We start from the raw sequence: 25,474 nt of genomic DNA on the forward strand, positions 1-25,474 counted from the left end.
GACGAGGCGCGCCGCGAAAACCAGACGATGAAGACGGTGTCGACCCGGCCCGTCTCGATGAGCAAAGGCCCGACGAGCACGGGCGATGCCTGCTGCGGACCGCTCGAGCAAGCCCCTGAAGCACCCACCCTCGACGAGGGCGACGCGTGCTGCGGGCCGTCCGAGCCCCGCCGCGCCCCGCACGAGGACATGCCCCCGTGGTGGCGCGACCGCGCCCTTGCCCTGCCGGGCGTCTCCGGACTGCTGTGGGCGGCCGGGTTGGTCCTGGAGGTCACGGGGCTCGGGATCCCGGCGCTGGTCGCCTTCGCCGCCGGCCTCGCGGCCGGGGCGTGGACCTTCGTGCCCAGCACGCTCAAGCGGCTGTTCACCGCAAGGGGGCGCGGACGCCTGGGCGTGGGTCTGCTGATGACCATCGCCGCGGCCGGAGCGGTGCTGCTCGGCCACGTCGGGGAGGCTGCGGCCCTGGCGTTCCTGTTCTCCCTGGCCGAGACCCTCGAAGACCGCGCGATGGACCGCGCCAAGGAAGGGCTGCGCGCGCTGCTCTCGCTGGTCCCCCAGACCGCGCGGGTCTCCCGAAAGTCGGGCAGCGTCGACGTCCCTGTGGCGGATCTGCGCGAGCTCGACCTCCTCATGGTCGGCGCGGGCGAGCGGGTCGCGACCGACGGCGTCGTCGCCGAGGGACGGTCCAGCATCGACGCCTCCGCCGTCACCGGCGAGTCGATCCCCGTCGAGGTCGGTCCCGGCGACCCTGTGCCCGCGGGCGCGGTCAACGGGTCCGGCTCGCTGCTCGTCGAGGCCACCGCCGACGGCCGCGACAACTCGCTGACCCAGATCGTCGCGCTCGTCGAGCAGGCCCATGCCCGCAAGGGCGAGCGGGCCCGCCTGGCCGACCGCATCGCCCGCCCCCTCGTCCCCGCCGTGCTCGTCGTCGCCGCCCTGGTCGCGCTGTTCGGCGTGCTCGTGGGCGACCCGTCGACGTGGATCGAGCGCGCCCTCGTCGTGCTCGTGGCCGCCTCGCCGTGCGCGATGGCGATCGCCGTTCCCGTCACCGTCATCAGCGCCATCGGCTCGGCCTCGAAGTTCGGCGTCGTCGTCAAGTCCGGCGCGGCGTTCGAGCAGTTCGGCAGCATCCGCACGGTCGCCTTCGACAAGACCGGCACGCTCACGCAGGGCCACCCGCAGGTGACCGAGGTCCGCACCACAGCCGGCTTCGACCGCGGACAGGTCCTCGCCTGGGCTGCGGCGCTCGAGGCGACCAGCACCCACCCCCTGGCGGCCGCGATCACCGCCGCCGTGCCCGACGCCTCGGCGGCAGAGGACGTGCACGAAGAGGCCGGGCACGGACTCACCGGCCGCGTCGACGGCCGCACGGTCAGGGTCGGCAACCCTCGGTGGCTCAACCCGTCTGGGCTCCGCGACGACGCCGATGAACTCGCCGAGACGGGCATGACCGTCATCGTGGTCGAAGCAGACGGTGCAGTCATCGGTCTGATCGGCGTGCGCGACGAATTGCGCCCCGAGGCCGCCGAGACCGTGCGCATGCTCCATGCCCAGGACATCGACACAGTCATGCTCACCGGTGACGATGCCCGCACCGCCCGCACCCTCGCAGCGCAGGCAGGCATCGACGACGTGCGCGCCGAGCAGCTCCCCGCTGACAAGGCCGCCGCGATCACGCAGCTGGCGGCCTCGGGGCCGACCGCGATGGTCGGCGACGGTATCAACGACGCCCCCGCCCTGGCCACGGCCACCGTTGGCATTGCGATGGGCGCGACGGGCTCCGCTGCCGCCGTGGAATCCGCCGACATCGCCTTCACCGGTCACGACCTGCGCCTGATCCCCGCTGCCTTCACCCACGCACGCCGCGGACGGCGGATCATGACGGCCAACATCGCACTGGCACTGGCAATCATCGTCGTGCTGTTCCCGCTCGCCTTGTTCGGGGTGCTCGGGCTGGCCGGCGTCGTCCTCGTCCACGAGGCAGCCGAGGTCGTCGTCATCCTCAACGGAGTCCGCGCCGCGCGTCGTCAGGCTGCTCTGCGGACGAGCGGTGCGGTGAGAGACCGGGTCCCGGCGTGACGCCCTCCGGACCGCTGAACGGCCTGCCCATCGCCTGTACGCTCGCCGTCGGTGCAGGCAGGGGCCAGATCGAACGCTGGCGAGCCTTCGACGACGAGCGATCGCTCGTCGTCGAGGGCACGGAGACGTCGTCGGTCATGCACTACGCGCCGACCGACGTCGCGGTCCGGCGGCTGCGCGAGCTCGGCGCGGTCGAGAGCTCCTGCTGTCCCTTCGTCGACTGGAGCGTCGAGGACGACCACGAAAGCCCGGGTCTGATCGTCACCGGTAGCGCCGAGCACCTCGCTCCCCGACATGCACATCAAGACCGAGGCGGGAGGGAAGTCCTCCAGCAGGCCCTCAACCTCTCGGGACACGGTCGCGCGTTGTGCCATGAGCTCTTTGACCTGTCCGGCGACTCGTGCGATAACGAGCTCCACCGCCGCTGTTGCGGGCACGGCCACGCTCCACTCACCAAGCGCAGTGAAGATCGCCTCGACCAGGCGTTGCGGATTACGCCGGGACCGACCGCGAGCGAATCGCAGCACCCGAGCGCCACCGGCCTCTTTCAGCCCGGTCTGGCCCCCGTACTTGATCAACAGCTCGAGGGCGCGGGTTCTAGGGGTGATCGCAACACTCGACGTGAGGAGGGTGTTGTGGTTGGTCGTGGGAGGCCGGGGTTCGAGATGGGTCCCCGCTGGAAGATCGAGCAGTTCTGGCATGCTCGTGCTATGGGGCTAGCGCTGCGGGATATCGCCGGTGAGATCGATACGAGCCATGCCACGTTGGCTCTGTATGTCCGGGCCACGGGCGGTATTGCTCCGGCTCGGTGGAAGGATCCTGATCGCTATATCACCGATGGGGAGCGGTTCAGGATCAAGGAGCTCCTCATCGAGGGACGCTCGATCCGGTATGTCGCGAAGGTCCTGGACCGGGCCCCTTCCACGATCTCGCGTGAAGTGCGGCGGGGGTCGGCAAAAGGAACTCCGGGCGAGTACGCACCCTCACGCGCTCGGCGTGACGCCTTTGAGAAGCGCCGGCGTTCGAAGGAACTGAAGATCCCGTCCGACCCGGTGCTCCACGCTGCGGTCCAGCACGGCCTCGACGAGGGCTACTCGCCCGAGCAGGTCGTGGGACGCTTGCGCCGTGAGCATCCCGACGACCCGAGGTTCCACGTGAGCCACGAGACGATCTACCGGACCATCTACCTGCAGGCCAGAGGTGGTCTCAAGCGCGAGCTGAAGGCGCTGACCCGCACCGGACGCACAGTCAGGCATCCCCGCCGCAGTGCGCAGAGACGCCGGGGGCGAATCAAGGACATGGTCTCGATCTGGGAGCGGCCGGCCGAGGCGCTGGACCGCGGTGTTCCCGGGCATTGGGAAGGCGATCTGATCGTGGGCAAGGACGGGGCCTCGGCGATCGGGACCGTGGTCGAGAGACGTTCGAACTACGTGATCCTGGTGCGTCTGGACCCCACCAAGTCACGAGTCGAAGCGACCCGCGATGGATTGATCGAAAAACTCTCCACTCTCCCGGCCACGCTGAAAGCAACATTGACGTGGGACCAAGGCAAGGGAGGAATCGTCAAGACCTGTGGATCGGTGAGTTCTACGGGTTGCTGGCGTGGAGCTCGACTTCGTAGCCGTCGGTGTTCGAGAGGTGGGCGGCGTAGGTCTGGGGACCGCCGACGTGGGGGTGCTTGTCGGCGAACATGAGATCCCAACCGTTGGCGGCCGCAGCCGCGGTGAGGGCGTCGACGCGGTCCTGGCCGGGTGCGCAGCGCTCGGCTTCTCAGCCGCCGTTGACAGGGAAGTGGACGCTATGCGAACAGCTCGCGCACAGGCCGTGAGCGTGACCCCGCTGGCTCGTCAGTTCGGGGTGCACCGTGGCACGGTCTGGGCCAAGACACGGATGCGACGTTGAGGTCGGGTGTCTCACGTGAGCTCGTCTGCGCGTCGGAGGAGGTGAGTCCTTTCTGCAGTGTTCTCCGCGATGCTCGCAGCGCGTTGGAATGCCACTCGGGCATTGGCCGCGTCGCCGAGTCTGGCGAGAAGGTCGGCGCGCACCGCGAGCTCATAGTGGTCGCCTGATTCTGGGGCGATCTGTTCCAGTGCTGTTTCGACGCTCTCGACGTGGGAGAGTGCCACGATCCGGGCTGTGCGCACTGCTGCGGTAGGGACGAGCGGCAGGAGCATGTCGTACAGCGCGAGGATCTGCCGCCAGTCGGTGTCCGCGTCTCGTGAGGCGTCGCAGTGTACGGCTTGGATCGCGGCCTGCAACTGATACTGGCCGGGCTTGTCGGCGGTGAGGCACTCACGCACGAGGGTCTGTCCCTCGGCGATCATGTCACGGTCCCACAGCCGTCGGTCTTGTTCAGGCAACGGGATCAGGCTGCCATTGCCCGCGATACGGGCCGGACGGCGGGCCTGGAGCAGCACGAGAAGCGCCAGGAGTCCCTTGGCTTCGAGCGCGCCTTTCGAGTGGGCGACCACGAGTCTCGCCAGCCGGACTCCTTCCTGGCTGAGGTCGAAGCGGCTGAGCGGCCCGGACGTGGTGACGTAGCCCTCGTTGTAGATCGCATAGATCACGGCGAGCACGACGCCGAGCTGGTCGTGGATGCGTCCCGACCCGGGCAAGTCGATCCGGGCGTCTTTGATCTTCCGCTTCGCGCGCGAGAGCCGCTGCGCGATCGTCGCTTCTGTTGAGCCGAATGCCCGCGCGATCTCTGTCGCCGTGAGTCCGCCGACGTAACGCAGAGTCAGTGCGACTTGTGTTTCTGGCGACAGGCTCGGATGGGCGCACAGCAGGATCATGCGCAGCTCGTCGTCGCCGGTCCCCTCCGGCGCGGCGACAGATGGTCGCGCGATATGCGGGGCGTACCGCTGCTCCGTCTGCGTGCGTCGGATGCGGTCGATCGCGCGACGACGCGCGGTCGTGACGATCCATGCCTGCGGGTTCGGGGGAACGCCCTGGGCGGGCCAGACGTCGGCGGCTGCCGTGAACGCGTCCTGTACCGCATCTTCGGCGGCGTCGAGGTCGCCGATACTGCGCATCAGGATCGCGACAGTGCGGCCGTACTCCGAGCGGAATGCCCGGTGCACGGCCGCGAGCGCGTCGATCATCGTTCTTCCTCAGCCGCCGAAGCTCGGCGCGGGGCGAACCTCGATCTTCAGTCCCGTCGCCTCGGAGACCTTGCCTGCCCACGTCGTCGCCGCGTCGAGGTCGGTGACGTCGATGATCGTGAAGCCACCGACGTACTCCTTGAGCTCGGCGAACGGCCCGTCGGCCAGTGTAACCGTACCGTCCTGGCTGGACACGACCGTCGACGACGACGGGTCGGCGAGGGGCATCGAGAACACCCAGACACCGGCGGACTGCATCTCCTGGGTGACCTCGGTGACATTCTTGATGACCTGCTGGAACTGCTCGGGCTCAAGCGTCCGGCCGGTGGGGGTGACATTGCTCAGCATGTACTGGGTCATGATCTTCTCCTTGCTAGCGGCACGGCCGTGATGCCATGCTCACTCTCTATACGTTCGAAACCGGCCACTCTCGACATCCTCCCAAGAAAGTCTCCGAGAGAGTCTCGGACAGGGGGTAAGCCCCAACTTCAGCTACCCGCTTGTGGTGCCATTGATGGAGCGTGCCCAAGGCGGGACGATGATGTAGCCGCCGTCGCCGCGGAAGTCGATCGTCGAGCGGAGCTCGCAAGCGGATCGCTGAATGGGCATCAGGCTTGCGATGGCTGCTGAACGTGGCGGCGGGAGAGGAGCAGTCCAGCGGTGAGTGCGACTCCCCACAGGAGAAACAGCGGATCCCACAGCCACGCGTGTCCGATCATGCCGTCGCGGTCGTAGCCCCCGCTGGGGTCGATGACGCCAATGAGCACGAAATTGCCGGTGACAGTGTTGATGCCACCCCACACCATCAACACGACGGCGCCCAGCCAGCACACCAGCCGCCCGGGGCGAGGCCACGGCCGGTCCCACACGGCGAGGGCCAGCGGAAACACTGCGAACCCGATCTTGACCACACCGACGGGGAACAGGAGCCAGCGCCGACCCGCGAAGTCACTCACGAGTTGGTGACCGAGCGTTGCCACCAGCCAGTTTCCGCCAGCGGCCCAGTAGAGGCTGAACGACCCGTGCGCTACACCGGTCGCTGCCGCGATGATCAGGACAGTCACCGCTGCGCGGGAAGCGAGCGAGAGGGGACGACGGGTCGTCTGCACACGCCCGATTCTACCAGCCCAGCGCGCATGCCCCGGCCGGCGACCGGCTCAAAGACCCACTCGACAAGTTCCAGCTCTACGGGCAGACCACCACCGCGATCGTCCAGTCGAGCCCAGCCCCCCTGGAGCAATCTGTGGATCGGCGTGTCACGCGGCGTGAGCGTCGTCTCCTGATTCGTGGTCGTCTGTGCGTTCGACCAGGACGCCCTTCTCGAACTTCGCGCCGGCGCGGACCAGTGCGACGAGGTGGGGTGCGTTGACCGCGCGCCACCTGGTCTGGGCGGACTCGATGAGTTTGAACGCCATCGCGACTCCGGCGGCGCGGGAGCCTGGTCCCTTGGTGACTCGCTGCCGGAGCCGGACGGTTGCGAAGGTCGACTCGATCGGGTTGGTGGTGCGCAGGTGGACCCAGTGCTCGGCCGGGTAGTCGTAGAAGGCCAACAGGACGTCGAGGTCGTCGGTGATCTTCGCGGCGACCTTGGGCCACTTGGCCCCGTAGTCGGCGGCGAACGCCCGCGCGGCTTGCTCGGCGTGCTCGCGGTCTTCGGCGTTCCAGATCTCGGCGAGTGCGGCCTTCGCGCCGGGCTGAGCGGACTTGGGCAGGCAGTTGAGCACGTTGCCGATCTTGTGGAACCAGCAGCGTTGCTCGCGGGTCTCGGGGAACACCTCGCGCACCGCGGCCCAGAACCCGAGAGCGCCGTCGCCGACCGCGAGCACCGGAGCGCGCATGCCGCGGCGCTTGCAGCTGCGGAGCAGGTCGAGCCAGGACTCGGTGGACTCGCGGTGCCCATCGTCGAGCGCAATCATCTCCTTCGAACCGTCGGCACGCACCCCTACCATGACCAGCAGGCACACCTTGTCCTGCTCGAGGCGGACCTTGAGGTGGACCCCGTCGACCCACACGTAGACGAAGTCGGTCTCGGCGAGCGATCGCTTGTTGAACGAGGCGGCCTCGTCCTGCCAGTCCTTGGTCAGCCGGGTGATCGTGGCCGGCGACAGCCCGTTGCTGGTGCCCAGGAACTGGGTCAGTGCGGGACCGAAGTCGTTGCTGGACAGGCCATGCAGGTACAGCAGCGGCAGCACCTCGGCCACCCGCGGCGACTTCCGTACCCAAGCCGGCAGGATCGCCGAGGAGAACCGCTGACGCTCCCCGGTCACCGGGTCGGTCCGCTTGTCGTTGACTCGCGGCTGCTTGACCGGCACCGCACCCGCGGCCGTGGTCACCTCGCGCTCGACGTGGAAGCCGTTGCGGACCACCAGCCGCCGACCGTTCTCGTCGAGCTCGTCGGCGAACACCTCGACGTAGGCGGCGACCTCGGCCTGCAACGCGGCCGCCAGCATCTGCCGAGCGCCGTCGCGGACGATCTGATCGAGCAGCGACCCACCGCTCGCGACCGCCGTGTTCTCGTTGGACGCCTCGGCGTCGTGGACTACCTTGAGCATGGGCGTACCTTCCCGAGCCGGCGCACCCACGCCGGTCCTGATCAGAGTTCTGTGACTACGAGATCTTCCTCGGGACGGTGCGCTCCATCGCGTTCACCCCGCCGAGGGCCATCCACAGGTTCTGATCATTGCTCGTTCGAGGACATCTACCATCACAACCACCCCGTGCCGGCGACCGCCGACGCGGCACTTGCGAGCCTCTAACAAACCCGGGGCGATTCAGCCTTCATCGCGCAAGCGCCACTGGGTCTCTCTGGGGTCGTCGGTGTGATCGTCCCGGTAGGGGAAGTGCGAGAGCACTACTCGATGCGGCACCGATCCGTTCTTGGCACCGAGCTCTTGGGTCGCGGGGATCTTGACGACAGCGAAGGTGCCGACCCACTCGAATCCGAGCGCGAGGGTCTCTTGCTGAGCGCGGATCGACCGTTCGCCGAAGAGGGGGTGCGCGTGATCGTGATTGCCCAGGACCAGCCGGATGCAACCGTTCAGACGCGGCACGATCTCCGTGAGCCTCGATGGCTTCACGAGGGCCAGGTCGCCCAGGTGCCAGACGATGTCGTCGCGGGCTACGTTGCGGTTCCACGTCGCGATGATGGCCTCGTCGTGCTCGCGGATGTCTTCCGAGGTGCAAGCTCCGGGCGCGAAGTCGCGCTCGCGCACCATCAGGCGGTGACGGAAGTGGGTGTCGGACGTGAAGTGGACGGTAGGCATCAGTGTCCGCTCTCGTCGAAGAAGAAGAAGGGGCGGTATCCCGTCTCGTCCGGAACGGTCGATTGGATCTCCCAGGGGGTGCCGTCGGCGCGCCAGGTGTTTCTGCACTCGTCGGCTGCGCACTCGAACGAGTCCACGAACTGCTCCTGCATGTAGGAAGGGCCCCGGTACTCGTACGAGATGATGAAGTGGGCATCGAAGCTCGGCGTGCGGATCGCCATCCGAGCTGCCTGGTCTTCGTTCTCGATGATCATGCCCCATCCCTTCTCTCGCTGCCCCTTGGGCCTCTCATGCGGAAGTGGGCGGACGGCGACTCCTGTGGGACAGCGTGGTCAGTTCGGCTGCCGGTAGTCCGCGAAGGCTGCACGTGCCATCTCCAGCACCGTGCGCAGGTGCGAACCGAGCTCGCGGCGGGCGGCCGATTTCTCGGCGCCGAGCTGCCGTACGAGGTCGTTGCGCGTGGGGTAGATCCCCTCGCGGTGGTGTGCGAAGTAGGCGCGGGCGACGTCCGCCAGCAGCAGAGGCTCTCGGTTCATCCTGCGCGCCCGCGCAGCTTCCCGTTCCCGATCGAGCTGCTGGCAACGACGGACGATGCGAATGATCCTCTTCTCGCGTTCACTGGCCCCGGGATCGGGGGTGTCCTGAGTCAGCAGCGCCGGTTCGCTGGACGCGTTTGGGTCGTCCAGTGCGACGGGTTCTGAACGGCGCAGGTCCTGCTTTGTGATGAGGACCGACTGCCGTGCGGCATCCCGACGCGTGGCCCGCATGCGCTCGTTGTGGAAGGCCACGAGCTCGTCGTCGCTGGGCGCGGTCTCGCGCTCGAGCTCGTACAGCTGGCGGGACTTCTCGACGAGGGATGTCCGGCGGTCGTGTGCTCCGGCGCCGGGGACGCCGGTGCTGTCGTTGAGCATTCCCTTGCGCCTGTCTTCGCGGAGTGCTGCTCGAGTCTCGGCCTCGAGGAGCATGGGGAGGTTCCGCGAGTAGTTGAAGACCTGGCTGGTGCCGGGGCCGCCGTTCTTGGCGCGCCACCGCTGGTCGACCATGTGGAGGAGGGCCTGGCCGAAGTAGGAGAACATCAGGCTGTCGCCCTCGTCGTCGAGGTGGGCGGTGCGCTTGGCGCGGTGCAGGATCCGCGAGATCTCCTTGTGGTGCTCGCGGATGAAACTGTCGAGCAGCTCTCGCGACTGAGCGTGGCTTCCTGCATGGAGAACCGCGCACATCTCGACCTTCCATGGAGCCTGGAGGGTGTCGCGATCGCACTCGCATGCGGGCTGGTGGCGAGCCCTACTGGTGGGCGCCGCGGCTGCGAGTTCCAGGGCCATCAGTGGTCCCTGCCGTCCGAAGGGGTCTCAGCGACCGGCATCCGTGTGGAGCCCGAACTGCGATGGACGGCGCTGGCGGTGCCGTGAGGGTGCTCGTGGTCGAAGCAGTTGTGCATCGGGTGATCGCTCCCTTGCAGTCAGGAGCGCGGTCTTGGTGCGACCCGTTGGTCGCGTCCGCGCCGAACACCTCCAGCATCGCACACCCGTGGAACTTTTTCCAGTGGCGTACCTATGTGGATGTGCGTCCGGCTTCCGGTATCGAGAGGAGTGACTAGTCGGCGTCAGGGCGGTGGGCCGACGGGCTGTCCAGCCTCTCGCTCCTTCGCGCCATCTCCACGATGCCGCGCACGTTCGCCAGAGCTTCATCGCTCAGCCCGTGCATGCGCAGAGCGATCTCCCGCTCCTCGGGGTTCAGCTGGGATGCCGCCTCGAAGGAGGGGGAATCCTCGGCCGTGAAGTACGAAGGGGGCACGTCAAACGCGTCAGCCAAGGCGCGCAGGTGCTGCAGACGTGGATTCTTCGCCTCACCCTTCCGCAACTGCTGGAGGTAGCTCAGCGACATCGTTGCGATGCCGCCCCTCTCCATCCTGCGAATGATCTCCTGCATCGTCACTGGACGCCCACCCGGGCCAGCGGTGCGGGCGAACAGGTCTTCGAGCAGTTGAGCGATCGACACGGCGGCCTCTCTAAGAGCGGACGATGGGTGCGGTGCGAAGCAGGCCCTTGCCGAGCCTGCAGTTGGCATACTAGTGGAAAGAATTCCACAAGCCAACTACCTGTCCAGTACGGGAGTGCTACCCAGCAGCCGGGGCGACGATCGCCGCGAGCAGCACGAGCAGCACTGCGCAGATCGAGCCAACGACGACTTCCCGGGCCGTGTGCTCGCCCAGATGGACACGGGCGAAGAGCATCAGCGGGACCATCAGCACGACGGCCACCAGCCACCAGGTCGAGAAGAGCACACACAGCATCATCAGCAACGAGATGAGGCAGAACGCGTGCATCGAGACCTTCAGGCCGGCGGCGGTGATCGCCGAGGTCGCCACGAGCCCGACAAGCATCGTCGCCAGAGCCCACAGAGCCAGGGGCGGCGCATGGAAGACGACGGCGAGCACCACGCAGCACACGATGGATGCTGCGCTCACCGCGAAGGCCAGCCAGCGCTTCCGCTTCCAGCCGCTCTCCTGCGTGGTGATCGTGCCGCGTCTCTTGGCGAGCTTCACCGCGCTCATCGGGACCGCGGCGCACAGGATGGCCAGCACCAAGCCCCAGACGAGTCCAGACCACGCGTGCGGGCGGCCAGCCACCCCGGCCACGAGGCAGATCAGGAAGACGCTGACTGGCGGCGCGAGGAGGTCGCTGATCAGGACCGCTACACGGTCGGTTGCGCTCAACCGTCGAGAGGCACCTGCGGCGCTCATCACGGCCGACTCATCGCCAGTCGGATCTCGTAGAGGCTGCGGACGGAGGAGTTGAGCTCCTCGTCGTCCCTCAGCTCCAGCGTGCACATCCGGTTCAGGGCGATCGTCAGCCAGCCCAGCGGCGGAACGGACCGCTCCCCGCTCAGGTGTCGGACCAGGCGGGCAGACAGCTGCGGGTCGTCGGGGCTCTCCTCGTGGACGCTCCGGAGGGCGGGGTCGTCGTCCTCTCGGATTAGACGCAGTGCGTCATGCGTCTCGATGGTGAGTCGGGACAGGGTCATCAGCTCGTTGAAGTCCCGCTGCTCCTCCTCGGGCAGACGCACGTCGGGGTGCAGAGTCGTCGTCGTCCGCCACAGGGGGATCACCAGATCTCGCGCCATCTGCAGGGCAAGGGTCTTGTGGACGCTCAGGGTGATGCGGCGGATCACCCCGGTGGCGAGGCCCACCAGGAAGATGCTCACGATCCCGATGAGCAGGTACTTGCGGACATCAGGTCCGCCCAGCAGGGCGCGCCCCGTGAGGTCGGTCATCGATGAGACGACGAAGAGTGCCGTCCCGAGGGCGCCCAAGAAGACGCACCCCACGGAGAATCGGGCGGAGGCGGGCTGGTTGCGCTGGAGCAGCGTGCGTCCGCAGGCCGTCAGCACGACGATGGCGGCCGCGGCGAAGGCCGCCAGGTAGAGGCCGTGGTAGAGGACCAGGGCCCAGGCCTGGTCGGTCTTGGCGACCTCGTCGACTTCCGCCTGGTGGTAGACCTCTCCGTCGGCGTGCACGGGCAGGAAACCGACGAGGGCGGCTTCGCCGAGAGCAACCACTCCTGCTGCCGCCCAGATTGCGCGGGTCGCCCGGCGGGACAGCGGCTCTTCGCGGAAAGAGAGGATGATGAGTACGACGCAGACCTGCGCGAGCAGGATCGAGTACCGCTTGGCCAGGTCGATGAGGGACCCGTTAAAGCCGGGCTCGATCCCGCGGCACACCGTGGTGATGAACAGCGCCACGCACGCGATGCGAAGAAGCATGACACGGCGCCTGCCCCGGTACAGCGTGGCGACGACGGCAACCAGTCCCATGGCGATGCCGACGACGATGATCTCAGCCATCAGGAAGCCCTCCGAGCGTCGTTCCCGGAGAAGAACGCGAGGACCTCGGAGGCTCCGCGGCTGTCGCGCTCCTGGCGGCGGCGGTGCAACTCATCGAGAAGTCGCATGCCCGTCGTCTCTGCCCTCTTCTCGATGGGGTCATCGAACACGCACCTCAGGTGCGTCGCATCGCTGTGCGCCCGCACATCGCGGTGCAGGATGTGCGCGTACTCGTGCAGGATCGTCTGCTCGCGGTTCAGCGGCGACAGCTCGGCGTCGAAGTACACGTGCGCGGTGGCGTCGATCATGACGGTCAGGCCGCTGATCTCGCGGTGACGCACCTCTTCGGGGATCGGGCCGAGCTCCACGCGCAGCCCGACTGCGGTGCCAATGTTCCGACCGAGTGACTCGACGGTGAGGTCGTCGGGCCACTCGAACCCGAATTGGCGATGAGCGGAGTCCGGGTTATCGCGTCGGCGAGAGGTATGCCGGAATAGTACTTTGGGACCAGGGATGGCACCTTTGTCCGAAAGTGATTCACGATGCTTGCCACGCCGCATACGCACGACCTTGCCGGTGCCGCGACCGCCATCGGGCGGACCTTCGTGGCCGTCGTCCCAGGTCACGAGACTAAACGGGTGTGGCGATCTGGCAGGCATGTGCATTCCTCAATTGAGTGGGGAACGGACACCACCGGCGTTCACCAACGCAGGGGTACAAGTCCAGTAACGTGCTCGGTGCCGCATGTTACAGGAGGGAGAGGACATGGCAACAGAGCTGCCTGGAGCACCCACGATCCGTGAGGATCTCGCGGGCATGACCAGCACCTCCCCGGGTGTCGGTGCCAGGGTGGACTCGTGACAATCGAGTACGCGGTCGGCTCCTGGGGCCTCTTCTGCGGGGACGAGCGCCGACAGCTCGTGATGATCGACGATGCCCCCTACGGGCCGAGTTCTGCCCGCAAGTCCATGCAGGCCACCCCTCGCCGGCTACTTCTCGATGATGGACGCATCGACCAGGTGTACAGCACCGGTGTCCCCCTCGACGAAGTCGCGGCCCAGGGTGGGTCCTCCTGGAGGGTCCTCGTCCGACCGGTTCACTCCCCGAGGTCATCCACGCTCATCGCGGTGTTCGCCATCGTCCTTCCGCTCGATGCCCCCGTTCCTGAGCAGCCCCTGGTGGGCTGTTGGGAATGGGAGATCGCGAGCCGCGGATACAGCTGGCCGACGTCGCACAGGCGCACCTACTGGGACGAGAACCTGTTCAAGATCTACGGCATCAGCACCGACGTCATCGCCAAGCACGGGGGCTCCTGGGAAGCGGAGGAGTGGACGAGCAATCTCATCGCGCGCTCCGACCAGATGCGCATCAACTCGGCCTTCCGGAACATCATCCAGGACGGCATCAACGGCGATGCGAACGTGTTCCGCTGCCTCACCTATCACATCGTCGCAGGCTACGGAGCCGACGGTGAACGGGAGACACGGCACCTGCGCCTCGTCGGCAAGGTCGCCCCGTACCAGCCCACCGACGAGACGATCCTCATCCACGGCTTCAGCTACCCGGTGAGCGAAGAGTTCCACGACGCCGTGTTCGGCCAGGACATCAGCTCCTCCCGAGTCGACGAAGTGCTGCGAGGGGTCATGGGGCTTGCCCCTCAGCCGACAGCCGTGCTCGACGTCGCCACCTTAGACACCCTGATGACTTCGGCCTCGTGGAAGACAGAACACTTCGGCAACATCCGCGCCTTCGGGGAGCTCGTGACGCTTCCCCACGAGGATCTGCGATCCTTCATCGCGCGCGCGGCAGCTGATCACGCCAACCCGCACTCGACCGATGCCCTGGTCCATCGACCCGACGGGGTGGTGACGCCGGCGCGTCTGACCGCCATCGGGGTCAGCTCGAGCATCCAAGGGCAGGACGTCGTAGTGCGACTCGACCTGTGATCGCTGCGCGGGATCCCTGCCTCAGGCGGTAGCCCCGCGGGCAGAGAACATGGCGACGCGGCCGACGACGTCCACGCGCACCTCTCGGAAGCGGGCCTCGAGCGCGCGTTGCAGGCCTGCAACGTCGTCGTCGGAGTTGTGGAAGATCCCGACTCGGTTGTAGAAGCGCATGAGCCTGCGGCCGAGCGCATTGTGCTCGACCCCCGAGCCGAGAATCGTGCTGCCGAACAGGACGCCGTCGTCGTCCAGGTGGGGTGCGAGGTGGTCCAGAGCAGCACCCTTGTCGTCCCACGTCCCGGGAAGGCAGTGGAAGAGGTAGTTGACTCCGATGGAGTCGTAGACCGCGACGCTCCCCGGAAGCTCCTCGAGGACGTCTGCCGTGATCGTCTTCGGGTGCAAGGACGCGATGCGCGCGGAGGCGGTCTCGAGGCTGTTGGGGTTCAGGTCCATCAGGGTGATATCTACTCGTGAGCCGCTCCGCGTGTGCTTGAGGAACCAGGCCGTGCCTGGCCCAACGTCCAAGTGCCGCGCCCCCAGGAGGTCCCGGTATTGGGCGAGCATCCTCCTGCTTGGGCACATCCAGGCCAAGGAGTTCGATATCCCCACGACGACGAGGTCGTAGATCAGTAGCGCAGGTCGACTGTAGAACCGGGCGCTACGGCGCATCGTGTTGTCGTGCACGGGCTTTCTGCCTCGATTCTCGCCAGATCGGTTTTCAGGGCGCGTGAGGAAACGATGCCACAGCCGATGCAGCCCGCGATTGCCGGCGCCGTGGCTGAACGCGCTCGACGAGGATCATCGGGCGGCTGCAGGCAAGTTCTGGCGCCTGACGGCAAGGACGCGGATCGCGGCGACCCCGACGGCGCACCCGGTCGCGGAGACGACCAGGTAGAAGCCGATGTCGACGGCTGGGCCTGCGCACATGAGAGCGACGAGGAGCCAGACCATGATGGTGGGTGCGAGGTGCTCGAGAGTCCAGCGCAGGTTCCACTTCAGGTCGAGTGTCTCTGCGTGGGGATCCCATCGGCTCTGGAGGGCGACGCTCGTGTCCCGAACACGGGCCCACAGTTCAGCGGCGAGCACCGCGGACGCGAGCAGCATCCCGATCATCGTGGCCGCCGCCGGGTCGGGCATGGTGAGCATCGGCAGGCCGCCAGCGAGGAGGACCCCGGCCGGATACCGGATCTTGGCCGCGAGCGCACCGAGCGGGCCCGAGAGGTCAGGGAGCTCGCCCAGGAGGGCGCTCCCGCCGGTGGACAGGATGAGCGCGCCTCCGAATACGAGGAAGAAGGGCGCATCACCCAGCGGGATGACGACGGGCAGGGGCAACGTGCGGGTCAGCGCGTAGGCAGCGAAGCCGACGCTCCCAGCGAGCATCAGCAGGTACAGCAGACGGTAGGTCAGGTCGCGCATAGGAGCACTCCTTCGTCGTGGCTCGGTGAGGGCAGCCGCCCCAACGGGGCGGCGCGGGCGTATTGCTCCCTCCAGTGGGCGGGGAACAGGCGGACGGGCATCAGCCTGATCTCCGCCGGGCCGCCAACGAGGCCGCTGGGTGTCTCGGTCAACCCGCGCTCAGCAGGAGCCATGCAAGGCAGGCCAGCATGCCCAGGAGAAAGACGAGGGCGAACACTCGCCAGCCCCCTGCGTTGTTCGGCTGCGGGAAGTTCTGCTCACGGGCAGACTTCACGAGCGACAGAACAGATGCGACACCGCAGAGCAGAGCGCAGACGGCCAGGGAGAGGGCGTTGCGGTCGCCCAGAATGGAGCTGATGACGTTCATGTCTCCTCGATCTCTGGCATCCACGGGATCTCACCGAGAGTTCTCGAGCACCCCGCTCAGCGCGCCGGCGACAGCGTCGTCACCGCGCGACAGGTAGGCGTCGATCATCTCCTCGATCTGCTCGTCCGACAGCTCACTGCGCACGCGCTCGAGCGGCCAGCCGGCAGCAGAGAGGAGATCGACGTCGTCGCTCATCTGCACGCTTCGGGTGCTCACGGTCATGGTTTCCTCCTGTTGATGCGGCTCGCCCCTCCCGGGGCGCAGGACTGGACGGGTGGGACGCTCATCGCGGCCCCATCGGCAAGTAGTACGAGTCGCCGGGCAGATCGGCGCGGATCCGCAGCGCCATGCGCTCGAGCAGATCCCACGACCGCCGGGCGTGGAACCCGCACAGGTACAAGGTGCCGCTGGCGAGGATGACCTTGACCTTCGCGGATGCCGACGGGCAGCGGTCGCAAGCCATCGCCTCCGAAGAGACCGTCGGAGTCTGGCCGAACAGAATGTCCGCCCTCGGCTGCTCGGTTGCGCTGGCGGATGTGCCCGCCCGCGTCTTCGTGGCTGTGCTCATGCCATCCCAGTGGGCGTGCGGGTCGTCCCGCGGGACACGACCGGCGTCGCGGCATCACGCGGCCACCGGTCGGCGCCGCTCAGCGGGCGCTCCCCAGCACGACGAGGAGACATCGATGTCCAAGGCGCCGAGCGCGTCGGCGATCTGCTCGAACGTCTCGGCGGGAAGATCCCTGTTGTGCCTGCCGAGCATCTGGACGAGCCCGCGCTCGTACGTGATCTGCGCGTTCGCCACCAGCTGGTCGCCCTCGTAGATGCCCACCAGCAGGTCTCGGCGCAGACTCGACCTGTAGCTGCGGATGCAGTTGTCCAGCGTCTCGGACCAGGCGGTGAGCGTTGAGGCGTCTCGCGCGACCCGGACGCTCATCGCCCCGATCGTGAGCTTCTCGATCGCCTCTCGGGTGCCCTTATGCCAGGTCTCCCGCTGCTCTTCGGCGTGACGACGGCGCTCCTCCTCACGACGCCGACGGGCCGCCGCCTCCGGATGGTCCGCATCCCATTGGGCCTGCTCGCGCTCGCGGGCTTCCCTGCGCTCTCGCTCCGCGATCTCTCGGGCCTGGCGCGCGATCTCCTGTCGACGAGCCGCATCCGCATCGCGGTCCGCCTTGCCCGCCATCCACTGCTCCCAGGTCTGATGGACCCCAGTGACCTTCTCGTCGGCCTCCTTGTGCCTCAGCTCGATGAGCTCAGCTGCGCGCACCTCCACGGCTGTGCGCTGCCGGTCGTGCGCCTTCTGCGTGACCGTGCGGTACCCGTCGTCGACGAGAGCATCCATGCGGCCGGTGACCAGCTGGTGCAGGTCGTGCAGAGAGCGGATCCTGCCGATCTCGCGTCCCTCCAGCGCGGTCTTCACCGCGGACACGTCGAGGTTCGCCCCGTACCGTGCACAGTCGTAGATCATCCCGCTGACTGCGTCTCCGCCGCCCGCGATCTCTCGCAGGAAGCGCCGCCGGTCGGCCTCGCCGACAGCGCGGATGAGAAGCCTCCACGTGCGCATGTGCACCGAGGTGAAGTAGTAGCCCAGCCGGATCTCCGGTTCTGCCCGGTAGGCGTCGATGATCCAGTCGATCGGCACGAGCCCCCGGAAGGGCATCAGCACCGGGTGGACGGAGAGCTCGGAGTGCTCGACGGCCCGTCCGAGCGGCTTGCGGTAGCTCTTCGCCCCGTACATCTGCCGTGCGACCTGGGCGAAGTCCTCCGCGTCCAGCAGCGTGTGCACGACCGGCCAGGGGGCAGCCCCTTCGGGTTCGAACGTGTCGCGGCCCAGGCGGGCGGCGATCTGCTCGCCCAGCGGAAATCGCTCAGCGATCACCGGGAGAGACCCGACGACGCCGTCGAAGGCCTGTCGGGCGTGGATCCTGGCAGGCCCCGCGAAGTGATCCCTGCGTTCCTCCTCGGAGCCGGCGAACACGTGGCTGGTGAAGTACTGGTGCTTCCTATGCTCGAACACCGTGCGCAGGACGAGCCCGTCCCGGGTGCGCTTCCACGACACCGTGTAGTTCGGCGACCAGTAGGAGTAGCCCTTCCCGCTGGCGCGACGGCCGACGTAGAGCGTGTGACCGCTTTCGACGAATCGCGGCGCTGACTCTCGATCGCGGCGCCGGACGATCTCCACGCTCCGGCGTCCCTTCGGTTCCAAAGCGCCAGCCTCCATGGTGCCGACTTCGGTGTCCTCCGGGCTGGTGGTGCCTTCCTCCCAGACGACCGTGTCGTGCAGACCTTCGATGTTCGTGGCCATGACCCCTCCTGATCTGTGCTCGTGCACAGTCAGTGGGCGAGTGCGGCCGTTCCACGGGACGGATCAGTGTGCGGACTCGCGCACGACCGTCCCCCGGGAGACGAAGCCGTCGTCTTCGACGCGCGCGTACCCCTCGATGACCGCGTTGTCCTCGACGACTGCCCGCTCCCCCAGGTCGGCCCCGTATCCGACCTCGACACCGTTGCCCACGGTCGACCCGTCGCTGATGCTTCCGGCGACGATCGAGAAGTCCCCAACAGTGGCATTGTCCCCGATTCGGGAGTCGTTGCCGGTGACGACCCTCTTGCCGACCGTGGACGATGAGCCGATGGTCGTGCCGGCACCGAGCTGCGAACCCTCCTTGACGACGGCGCGCTCATAGACCACGCAGTCACCTCCGAGCTTCGTGGCCACATGGTCCGTCTCCGGACTCTTCGGCCTGGGGGTGCCCTCGACGAGGGTCTCCTCCCCCACCTCGACTCCGTCCTCGAGCGTCACCGCACCGGTCACTCGAGCGCCCGGGCCGATGCTGGCACCTCCCGTGAAGTCGACAGTGCGCCGCCCGCCGTCGACCTCGGCGCCCTCGCCGACGGACAAGGACCCGTCGATCGAGATGCGGCTGATCTCGGCGTTGTCGCCGATGTCGGTGTCATCGCCGAACCGGCACCGGTCAGAGGTATCGATTGTCGCGCCATCTCCGATCCGCACGTGTCTGCCCCACGAGCTGCGGCCGATGACCCTCGCCCCTTCTCCGATCCGAGCCTGGTCTCCGAAGGCCCCGTGAACCCTGGCCCGGTCCCCCACTTCGCACCCGTCGCCGAGTGAAGAGTCCGCCGAGATCTCGGCGCTCTGGCCGATGATGCACTGCTCGCCGACCGTCACGGAGTGGCGCAGGGCGGTGCGTTCGTCGATCTCGGTGGAGTCTCCGACGTTGACGTCCTGGTCGATGGTGACGTCGGATCCGGTGCGGACGTAGTTGCCGATCGTGACGTCGCTGCGGACGTTGCTGCGAGCACCGATGGTGGTCTCCTGGCAGATCGTGGAGCGGTCTCCGACGGCGACCATGTCCTGCAGTTGAGCGCCGCCTTCGACGGTGACGCTCTCCCCGAGGGTGGATCCGGCGCGCACGGTGGCATCCTCCCAGAGGTGGCTGCCGGCTCCGATGACGACCCCATCCTCGATGACCGCTCCGCGCTCGATGACCGAGTCTGATCCGATCACGACGTTCTCCCCGATCCGCACGTCATCACCGATCGTCACCTCGTCGTCGATGCGCGCGGTGGGGGCGATCTCGACGTCTTCACCGATGGTGGCGCCCAGGCCGATCTGGGGTGACTGAATCTGCACGTCGGCGTCCGTGCGGGTGATGGTCCCGAACTCGCCCTTGTTGCCGGACTCGCCGGTGTCGCGCTTGCGGATCTTCGTGCTCGCCATAGTGGGCTCCTCCTCGTGTGGACACTTCTACTGGAGGAAGTGGGCGGAACCGAGGTGTGGCGGGTCAGCTCCAGGCGGCGGGTTCGACCATGCCGTGGGCCCTCCCGTGGATGGGGATCACGTACTCGACCTCTTCGAGCTTCATAGCCTCGGTGGGCAGGCCGCTGTCTGCCGGCTCGATCAGACCTGCGTGTTCGTGCCACGGGATCATGCTGCGATCGACGTCGCCCCAGGTAACCTGCATCTCGTCCCAGCAGCCGGAGTCTTCGACGTCCGCGACGCTGCCGTCGCTGTGCACCCATCGCAGCCCTCGGAGAGAGTCCTCAGGTCGTTCAGGATCGTCGTCGTACTCGGCGGCGATCCCGACCGCGACGGCTTCCTCGGGCGCGCTCTCCACGCCGATGCGACTGAGCTTCTCGAGGACCATCTCGTTGACCCGCACGGACAGGCTTTCGTACGCACGGAAGGCTTCGTTGGACTCCGCCATCAGCGACTTGTAGCGGTCCTCGAAGCTGCCGGCATCCTTCTGCTGCGGGACCTGTACGTTGGCGTCGCTGCGGGTGACGGATCCGAACTGGCCGCCGTTGCCCTGCTCGCCGGTGTCCTTCTTGCGGGTGATCGCTGTGCCCATCTGCCCCTCCTGTGGTGCGTTCACTAGGAGAAGTGGGCGGGTCACTCCTCGTCCCGCTGGTTCCTCGCGATGAGCTCATCAACCCGCTGCTCGCGCCTGCGCCCCTCGGCCACCTCGTGGGCGTGGTCCCGCATCCACTGTTCGTGTCGTTCATCGAGAGCGGCTCGACGAACGTCGGCCTGCAAGCGCTCAAGCATTGCATTAAACGTTTCGTCGTCAACCATTCCCGCCTCCCACAAGACGCGTTTCGTGTCGACACCCTCAAATTTGCGAGGCAGGGCATGCAGCGCATCGGCGACAATGAGGTCATCTGTTGCGAGATAAGCCTCGGGATGCTGAGCATGCACGCGGCGCTGACGACGTTCGATATAGCTGTCGACAGCCAGTGACACGCCGATGATTAGCAAAGCCCCGACAAACCCCCAGATCGCAAGCAACTCTCCGGGGCGGGGCGTGGCTACCGGCACACCAGCGCCGCGAATGAGGGAAATGGACACATTGGCAAGTGTCGGAAGTGAGAACAATACCGAAAGGACAACAGCAAGGGCCGTCGCAGGCTTCAGCCAGCGCCGCATGGGCATTTTTCGTATGAAAGCCCGTCCGTCGCGGTCATCGGGCACCAGATAGAAATAGCGCCCGGACGGGGTTCTCGTCGTGTGCAGAATGATTTTCTTCATCAGACTGTGCCTCCCATCGTGATGGTTTCGCCCTCGAGGTGGGTCGGCATTCCAAGGGAGCCCGGCACGAGATATTCGACCTTGCCGCCGGGCAGATGCGTCGTGTGCAGGAAGACGGTCATCGCGGTGTCCCCGTTCGACGCGCGCTCATGCGCGGTCCTTGCAGCTGGTCTCGAGGCTCTTCAGCAGCGCGTAGTCGTCACGGGTGACGGAGAGCTCGTAGGTGGCGACGACGTGGACGTACTGGGCAGCGTAGCGACACTGGGCTCGATCACTCGGTGCATCCCACGCCCCATACCACTCGGAGATGGAGTCGTCGCTCTTGGACATGTTCGTCGAGGCGTCCACGGCCACGAGATTCGCGGGGTCGTTGGCGAACCTCTCCCGCTTCTCCGCGCTCCACCCGCTGGCCCCGGAATACCAGGCAGACCCCAGGGACACGACGTGGTCGATCTGGACCGTCTTGCTGAGGTCCCCGCCGATGGTCTTCCCGGTGTACGGGTCGTGCAGCGTCCCGGCCGAGACCTCGCAGTGGGAGCCGTCCTCATAGGTCACATCGACGAGATCACGAGCGAGAATGTCCGACCTCGTGTCGCACGAGTTCCCGTCGACATCGGCCCAGCGGGCGCCGAAGGCGGAGCGCTCATAGTCATCGGCAGACCGGTCCTGACGCTCGACATCCAGACCGGCGAGCTCCTGCGGGTCGATGACCGCGGGCCCCGCATCCAGCCACTCGGAGTGCTGCACCTCCTCGGCTCGAGCCGGTGCAGGCAGGCCCTCGCGGATCCTTTCGATGACCTCGTGCACCTCGGCGCGATGATGCGTGTACAGCAGGAACAGCACGACGATGCCTCCGGCCAGCAGCAAGAGGGTCCTGGTGCGAGCGAGCCGGGGGTGCTGCTTCTTGTTGCTCATGGCTCCCCAGTGGGCGACCGATGAGTCTCACGGGACGGCTGGGTGGCGCCGCGCCGTCACCGGGACACGTAGCCGTCCTCGCCGTCGGCCTCGAAGCATGCGGCCAGCTTCGGGAAGTCCCGCTCCATCTCGTCGCGGGTCAGGTCGTCGAGCCGTCGCTTCTCCTCCAGGGCCGTCGTGCCGTGCTTCTCGGCGAGGGCCTTCGCGATCGTCGGCCGCATGCGTGCTCGCGCATCCGCTCGAGCCTGCTGGTCCTGCCGGAGCGCCACGGACTCCGGCGTCACGTCACCGGCGGTCCTCTGGAGGTTGATGGAGTCGCCGATGCCGCGAGACCACTCCCGTTCGGCGTCCTTCTCCGTGGAGATCACCAGCCGGAGCACGCCGGCCTCACCGAGGTCCTCTTCGAAGCGCAGCGGGCGCCCGTTCTTCGTCGCGGCCAGGGCAAGCTTCTCCTCGCGCTTGCGGGCGCGCTTCTCCGCGGGAGTCAGCTTCGCCCACGACTCCTTCTCCGCTCTTTCCTTCTGAGACGCGAGCTCCTCGGGGGTGAACATCTTCGTCGGCAGGCTTCGAGAGTCGCCGATCGGTGCCGACGGGTAGCAGGTCGTGCATGCGCGATGTCCCGCGTCCTGCACGATCGTGCCCTCGTCGGCGCCGGAGTACTGGGTCATCCACGCGAACCTGGTCGATGGCCGGCACGTCGAACAACTCGTGGACGAGTGGACGTGACCGTTCGCGTTCGACACCAGGAAGGCGCGGTTCCATCCGCCCCGGATGCGGAACGCCTCCTCGAGGCCGTCGACCTGCTGCCGGGCATGGTCCACGTCGTCCTGGGACTTCTCCGTGTCGCGCAGGGGCTGGCGGATCCGTGCACCGGTCGCCTCCGATGCTGCACCACCATCGGCCAGCATCACCCATTCGTGTGCGGCCTGGAGCGTCTGCTCGTCGCTCTTGCCCCAGTGCCCTCCTGGCTTCTTGCTGTCGCCGATCGCGCGGTGCAGCGCGTCGAGACGGGACCGATGCTGCGAGCGGGCCTTCGCCAGCTTCTTCGCGGCTGCCTCCGCGTGCTCGTCGAACTCGACAGGGTCTGCGGTGCGCACGTCGAACCCGAACTTGTCCACGAGGTCCGGACCGATGTCGAGCGCCACCTTCACGTCAGCGTCTCCACGGACGACGGTTCCGAACTCGCCCCGGTTGCCCCTCTCCCCCGTGTCTCGCTTGCGGACCTTCGAGCCGCCAGCCATCGCACCCTCCCCCATCGTGTCTCTGCGTAGGGAAGTGGGCGGGAGAGACTGTCACAGGACATCTCTGGGCCTACTCCCCCGCGCCTGCCGAGGGTGTGGGGTCGCGGCGGTACGTCTTCCTGCCCAGATGGGCGTCCTCTACGAAGTGCAGTCCGGGGATGTCGCGCTGGTACGCGGTCTCGAGCTCAGGAACCGATGTCTCGAGGACGATCGGAATCCGATGGCGGTCCGCGGCCGAGAGGATCGTCGGCAGCAGCTTCTCGCGCAGTACCTTCCCGGCCCCGGAGCCCGGCTGTGCGGAGGCATGGTCCTGGATCAGCCACGATCGCTTCGTCGCGGCGACGGCAAGCACGGCCGTGCGCTCGACATCAAGGTAGTAGCGCGAGTGCGGGCTGGCGATCATGACGGCGTAGACCGGAACCAGCAACGGGGACATGATCAGCCCACAGGCAGCGAAGAGACTGTTCCGAATCGCGGCACGCAGCCTCCGCTTCGACCATGAGCGCGTCGTGCCATGGACCCAGCCGCGCACCTGCCAGAAGTACACGCGGCCGCAGTCACGCCACGTGGCAAGGACTGTTCCGGGGATGTCGACCGGGGCGGCCGGCACACGGTCTCGGGTGTTCATCTGGTCATCCTGTCGAAGTTCAGGCCGCGCGATCGGCGAACACGCGGCGATGGGACGTGGCCCCGGTGACGAGCATGCGGCGCAGCCTGCCCAGGCGGACCTGGAACGCGGCGGCGTCCTCAGTTGACCACGGGGTCCGCTGCTCCTGGACCCTCGCTTCCAGCAGCAGCTGCACAAGATCCACCGGCGCCAAGAGCGTGTTCCCCGGGTCCCTGCTGTGCGGCACGGCGACGATTCCACTGGTGGCGTGGATGACCGTGAGGACCTGGACATCACCCCACCCCATCTGTCCCAGCGCTTCCGCTGCGGCAGGCATCGCGCTCGCTCTTACTGTCCCGTCCTGGGTCAGCACCGTCTCCGCTGAGACCTGACGGTACGTGCCTCCCTTCCATGCCTTCGAGTCGATGATGAACACGCGGTGCCCGATCATGACGACGTGGTCGATGTCGGCGCGCTCCGACCCGGGGAAGCGCAGCGAGTGCAAAATGGCGACCCTGCTGATCCCGTCGAGCCAGGTCTCCAGCAGTTCAGCGGTGCGCTTCTCCCCCGCGACCCCGACAGCCTCGGCCCCTCCGAAGGCCTTCGCGTCCGCCAGATTGCCGCCGACGCACCCGTGCTCGTGGAAGGGTGTGAACCCCGCGTCGGGAACCTCGGCGACGCGCGAGGGAGGGATGGTCGTATCCGGGCGGGCCACGACCCCTGCCGTGAGCGCGCAGCCCAGTGCCGCGGCGATGAGGGCTGCCGCCAGCGGTGCCCACGCGAGGAGCATGCTGGCGATGGTCACGACACCGGCGGCGAGCACCACGAGGAGCATCAGACGGAGGCGGCGGGAACGGCGCACGTGCTCGAGGTGAACCGGATCCACAGACCCCTTGGCCATGAGGTGGTCGGTGGCGGCGACGCGATCCGCTGTGGTGCCCTCCCGCAAGGTCTGGCGCACGCGGCGCAGCTGTTCGACCGTGCGGGAGTCGGGATGGGTCGCAGCAAGGGTCCGGGTGGGCACCTGGGCCACGGTGCGCTCGCGCACGGGCTCCGGCAGGTCGACCCCCTGCGGTCTCCGCACCTCGACAGCGGTGGGCTCCGGGAGGCTCGACAGCACCGCCAGCTCGCGGATGCACAAGGGGACGGCAGCCAGAAGCCCGGCGGCGGGTGCGACGGCAGGGCCCAAGAAGTGCCCTGCGACCACTGCTCCGATGCTGGCCGCGGCGAGGAGGACGCCGATCAGGACGGGGGCGGGCAGTGGCCTGGCCGTGTGCATTCTGTCGTCCTCCCGAGAGCCGTGTGTCCTCTCCAGTGGGCGGAGGAGTGGGTCACGTGTTCGCGAAGGCCCCGAGGAGGGAGCTCACGGCGCCGAGCAGGAGAAGTGCGGACGCGAACGCTGGCGTGTCCTCGGAGCGGATGGTGCGGACGGCGGCGTAGGCGAGGACCACGGCGAGCACCCCGCACAGGAGCGGCAACATCAGGAGGCCGCCATCCGCTCGGGCGCCGTTGCGGGGAGCCGGCGAAGAAGGCACGGGGCCATGTCCATCAGTGAAGCGCCCTGGGTTCCGTTCCGAGTCTCACGAAGGAGAATCGGAGTATGCCCAAGAAGTTCAGCCCAGAGCTCCGTGACCGTGCCGTGCGCATGGTCCACGACCGTCAGGCCCGCGAGG

The 25,474-nt window shown here is 67.4% G+C and carries 29 protein-coding genes; 3 read left to right on the plus strand and 26 right to left on the minus strand.

Going from position 1 to position 25,474, the window contains the following annotated elements; all coding sequences use genetic code 11:
* The first annotated feature begins 189 nt into the window (after nucleotides 1–189).
* The gene (locus tag MHY49_RS00705) at nucleotides 190–2,079 is read left to right on the plus strand and encodes a cation-translocating P-type ATPase (RefSeq protein ID WP_239201788.1); all 1,890 of its coding nucleotides are present in this window, start codon (nucleotides 190–192) and stop codon (nucleotides 2,077–2,079) included.
* On the plus strand, nucleotides 2,076–3,773 hold the full coding sequence (locus tag MHY49_RS19235) for an IS30 family transposase (protein WP_239201718.1): 1,698 nt from the start codon (nucleotides 2,076–2,078) through the stop codon (nucleotides 3,771–3,773). Before MHY49_RS00705 ends, MHY49_RS19235 begins: the two co-directional genes overlap by 4 nt.
* A 219-nt stretch (nucleotides 3,774–3,992) precedes the next feature.
* On the opposite strand, the gene MHY49_RS00715 is transcribed toward MHY49_RS19235, so the two are convergent.
* The 11 genes from MHY49_RS00715 to MHY49_RS00765 form a co-directional block, all read right to left on the minus strand.
* Entirely contained in the window at nucleotides 3,993–5,180 is a 1,188-nt protein-coding gene (locus MHY49_RS00715; RefSeq protein ID WP_239201719.1) for an RNA polymerase sigma factor, read from the minus strand.
* A gap of 9 nt (nucleotides 5,181–5,189) precedes the next feature.
* Nucleotides 5,190–5,540 carry a YciI family protein gene (locus MHY49_RS00720; protein WP_239201720.1) on the minus strand — a complete coding sequence of 117 codons (351 nt, stop codon included), beginning with the start codon at nucleotides 5,538–5,540 and terminating at the stop codon, nucleotides 5,190–5,192.
* A gap of 248 nt (nucleotides 5,541–5,788) precedes the next feature.
* Nucleotides 5,789–6,289, minus strand: coding sequence for a DUF3995 domain-containing protein (locus tag MHY49_RS00725; RefSeq protein WP_239201721.1), 501 nt, complete (start codon nucleotides 6,287–6,289; stop codon nucleotides 5,789–5,791).
* A 147-nt stretch (nucleotides 6,290–6,436) separates the two neighbouring features.
* Complete coding sequence (locus MHY49_RS00730) at nucleotides 6,437–7,732, minus strand: IS256 family transposase (protein ID WP_239201722.1); 1,296 nt, start codon at nucleotides 7,730–7,732, stop codon at nucleotides 6,437–6,439.
* Between the two features lie 219 nt (nucleotides 7,733–7,951).
* Nucleotides 7,952–8,443: a metallophosphoesterase gene (locus tag MHY49_RS00735; protein WP_239201723.1), complete on the minus strand. Its 492-nt coding sequence runs from the start codon at nucleotides 8,441–8,443 to the stop codon at nucleotides 7,952–7,954.
* Nucleotides 8,443–8,697 (minus strand): hypothetical protein, encoded by a 255-nt coding sequence (locus MHY49_RS00740; protein ID WP_239201724.1) that lies wholly within the window; start codon nucleotides 8,695–8,697, stop codon nucleotides 8,443–8,445. Before MHY49_RS00740 ends, MHY49_RS00735 begins: the two co-directional genes overlap by 1 nt.
* A 78-nt stretch (nucleotides 8,698–8,775) precedes the next feature.
* Entirely contained in the window at nucleotides 8,776–9,663 is an 888-nt protein-coding gene (locus MHY49_RS00745) for a hypothetical protein (protein WP_239201727.1), read from the minus strand.
* Nucleotides 9,664–10,036: 373 nt separating this feature from the next.
* Nucleotides 10,037–10,441: a hypothetical protein gene (locus MHY49_RS00750; protein ID WP_239201728.1), complete on the minus strand. Its 405-nt coding sequence runs from the start codon at nucleotides 10,439–10,441 to the stop codon at nucleotides 10,037–10,039.
* Between the two features lie 118 nt (nucleotides 10,442–10,559).
* Nucleotides 10,560–11,189 carry a hypothetical protein gene (locus MHY49_RS00755; protein ID WP_239201729.1) on the minus strand — a complete coding sequence of 210 codons (630 nt, stop codon included), beginning with the start codon at nucleotides 11,187–11,189 and terminating at the stop codon, nucleotides 10,560–10,562.
* Nucleotides 11,186–12,286, minus strand: a complete 1,101-nt coding sequence (locus tag MHY49_RS00760; protein ID WP_239201731.1) for a hypothetical protein — start codon at nucleotides 12,284–12,286, stop codon at nucleotides 11,186–11,188. The genes MHY49_RS00755 and MHY49_RS00760 overlap by 4 nt, the downstream gene beginning before the upstream one ends.
* A complete protein-coding gene (locus MHY49_RS00765; RefSeq protein WP_239201733.1) occupies nucleotides 12,286–12,891 on the minus strand; it encodes a hypothetical protein in 606 nt (201 codons plus the stop codon). The genes MHY49_RS00760 and MHY49_RS00765 overlap by 1 nt, the downstream gene beginning before the upstream one ends.
* 231 nt (nucleotides 12,892–13,122) lie before the next feature.
* Here MHY49_RS00765 and MHY49_RS00770 point away from each other — a divergent pair, with 231 nt between their 5' ends.
* Nucleotides 13,123–14,211 carry a hypothetical protein gene (locus tag MHY49_RS00770; RefSeq protein ID WP_239201735.1) on the plus strand — a complete coding sequence of 363 codons (1,089 nt, stop codon included), beginning with the start codon at nucleotides 13,123–13,125 and terminating at the stop codon, nucleotides 14,209–14,211.
* A gap of 21 nt (nucleotides 14,212–14,232) precedes the next feature.
* Here the strand turns inward: MHY49_RS00770 and MHY49_RS00775 are convergent, their stop codons facing one another.
* The 15 genes from MHY49_RS00775 to MHY49_RS00840 all read right to left on the minus strand — a co-directional run bounded on the left by MHY49_RS00775 (nucleotide 14,233) and on the right by MHY49_RS00840 (nucleotide 25,282).
* Nucleotides 14,233–14,877, minus strand: a complete 645-nt coding sequence (locus tag MHY49_RS00775; RefSeq protein WP_370645927.1) for a methyltransferase — start codon at nucleotides 14,875–14,877, stop codon at nucleotides 14,233–14,235.
* A gap of 129 nt (nucleotides 14,878–15,006) precedes the next feature.
* Nucleotides 15,007–15,624 (minus strand): hypothetical protein, encoded by a 618-nt coding sequence (locus MHY49_RS00780; RefSeq protein ID WP_239201737.1) that lies wholly within the window; start codon nucleotides 15,622–15,624, stop codon nucleotides 15,007–15,009.
* A gap of 148 nt (nucleotides 15,625–15,772) precedes the next feature.
* Nucleotides 15,773–15,991 (minus strand): hypothetical protein, encoded by a 219-nt coding sequence (locus MHY49_RS00785; protein WP_239201739.1) that lies wholly within the window; start codon nucleotides 15,989–15,991, stop codon nucleotides 15,773–15,775.
* Between the two features lie 30 nt (nucleotides 15,992–16,021).
* Nucleotides 16,022–16,213, minus strand: a complete 192-nt coding sequence (locus MHY49_RS00790; RefSeq protein WP_239201740.1) for a hypothetical protein — start codon at nucleotides 16,211–16,213, stop codon at nucleotides 16,022–16,024.
* A 61-nt stretch (nucleotides 16,214–16,274) separates the two neighbouring features.
* On the minus strand, nucleotides 16,275–16,559 hold the full coding sequence (locus MHY49_RS00795) for a hypothetical protein (protein ID WP_239201746.1): 285 nt from the start codon (nucleotides 16,557–16,559) through the stop codon (nucleotides 16,275–16,277).
* A 54-nt stretch (nucleotides 16,560–16,613) separates the two neighbouring features.
* Nucleotides 16,614–18,296, minus strand: a complete 1,683-nt coding sequence (locus tag MHY49_RS00800) for a hypothetical protein (protein WP_239201747.1) — start codon at nucleotides 18,294–18,296, stop codon at nucleotides 16,614–16,616.
* 63 nt (nucleotides 18,297–18,359) lie between these two features.
* Nucleotides 18,360–19,730, minus strand: a complete 1,371-nt coding sequence (locus MHY49_RS00805) for a hypothetical protein (RefSeq protein WP_239201749.1) — start codon at nucleotides 19,728–19,730, stop codon at nucleotides 18,360–18,362.
* A 64-nt stretch (nucleotides 19,731–19,794) separates the two neighbouring features.
* The gene (locus MHY49_RS00810) at nucleotides 19,795–20,361 is read right to left on the minus strand and encodes a hypothetical protein (protein ID WP_239201751.1); all 567 of its coding nucleotides are present in this window, start codon (nucleotides 20,359–20,361) and stop codon (nucleotides 19,795–19,797) included.
* A gap of 41 nt (nucleotides 20,362–20,402) precedes the next feature.
* Nucleotides 20,403–21,038 carry a hypothetical protein gene (locus MHY49_RS00815; RefSeq protein ID WP_239201753.1) on the minus strand — a complete coding sequence of 212 codons (636 nt, stop codon included), beginning with the start codon at nucleotides 21,036–21,038 and terminating at the stop codon, nucleotides 20,403–20,405.
* Complete coding sequence (locus MHY49_RS18960) at nucleotides 21,038–21,160, minus strand: hypothetical protein (RefSeq protein ID WP_255719119.1); 123 nt, start codon at nucleotides 21,158–21,160, stop codon at nucleotides 21,038–21,040. The genes MHY49_RS00815 and MHY49_RS18960 overlap by 1 nt, the downstream gene beginning before the upstream one ends.
* 25 nt (nucleotides 21,161–21,185) lie before the next feature.
* Nucleotides 21,186–21,953 carry an HNH endonuclease family protein gene (locus MHY49_RS00820; protein ID WP_239201755.1) on the minus strand — a complete coding sequence of 256 codons (768 nt, stop codon included), beginning with the start codon at nucleotides 21,951–21,953 and terminating at the stop codon, nucleotides 21,186–21,188.
* A 56-nt stretch (nucleotides 21,954–22,009) separates the two neighbouring features.
* Nucleotides 22,010–23,104 carry a hypothetical protein gene (locus MHY49_RS00825; protein WP_239201758.1) on the minus strand — a complete coding sequence of 365 codons (1,095 nt, stop codon included), beginning with the start codon at nucleotides 23,102–23,104 and terminating at the stop codon, nucleotides 22,010–22,012.
* 160 nt (nucleotides 23,105–23,264) lie between these two features.
* Nucleotides 23,265–23,630 carry a hypothetical protein gene (locus MHY49_RS00830; protein WP_239201763.1) on the minus strand — a complete coding sequence of 122 codons (366 nt, stop codon included), beginning with the start codon at nucleotides 23,628–23,630 and terminating at the stop codon, nucleotides 23,265–23,267.
* A 211-nt stretch (nucleotides 23,631–23,841) separates the two neighbouring features.
* Nucleotides 23,842–25,080 (minus strand): nuclease-related domain-containing protein, encoded by a 1,239-nt coding sequence (locus MHY49_RS00835; RefSeq protein WP_239201765.1) that lies wholly within the window; start codon nucleotides 25,078–25,080, stop codon nucleotides 23,842–23,844.
* A gap of 52 nt (nucleotides 25,081–25,132) precedes the next feature.
* Nucleotides 25,133–25,282, minus strand: a complete 150-nt coding sequence (locus MHY49_RS00840; protein WP_239201766.1) for a hypothetical protein — start codon at nucleotides 25,280–25,282, stop codon at nucleotides 25,133–25,135.
* Between the last annotated feature and the right edge of the window lie 192 nt (nucleotides 25,283–25,474).

This window comes from Brachybacterium sp. ACRRE (assembly GCF_022346485.1).
Classification (GTDB): Bacteria; Actinomycetota; Actinomycetes; order Actinomycetales; family Dermabacteraceae; genus Brachybacterium; species Brachybacterium halotolerans.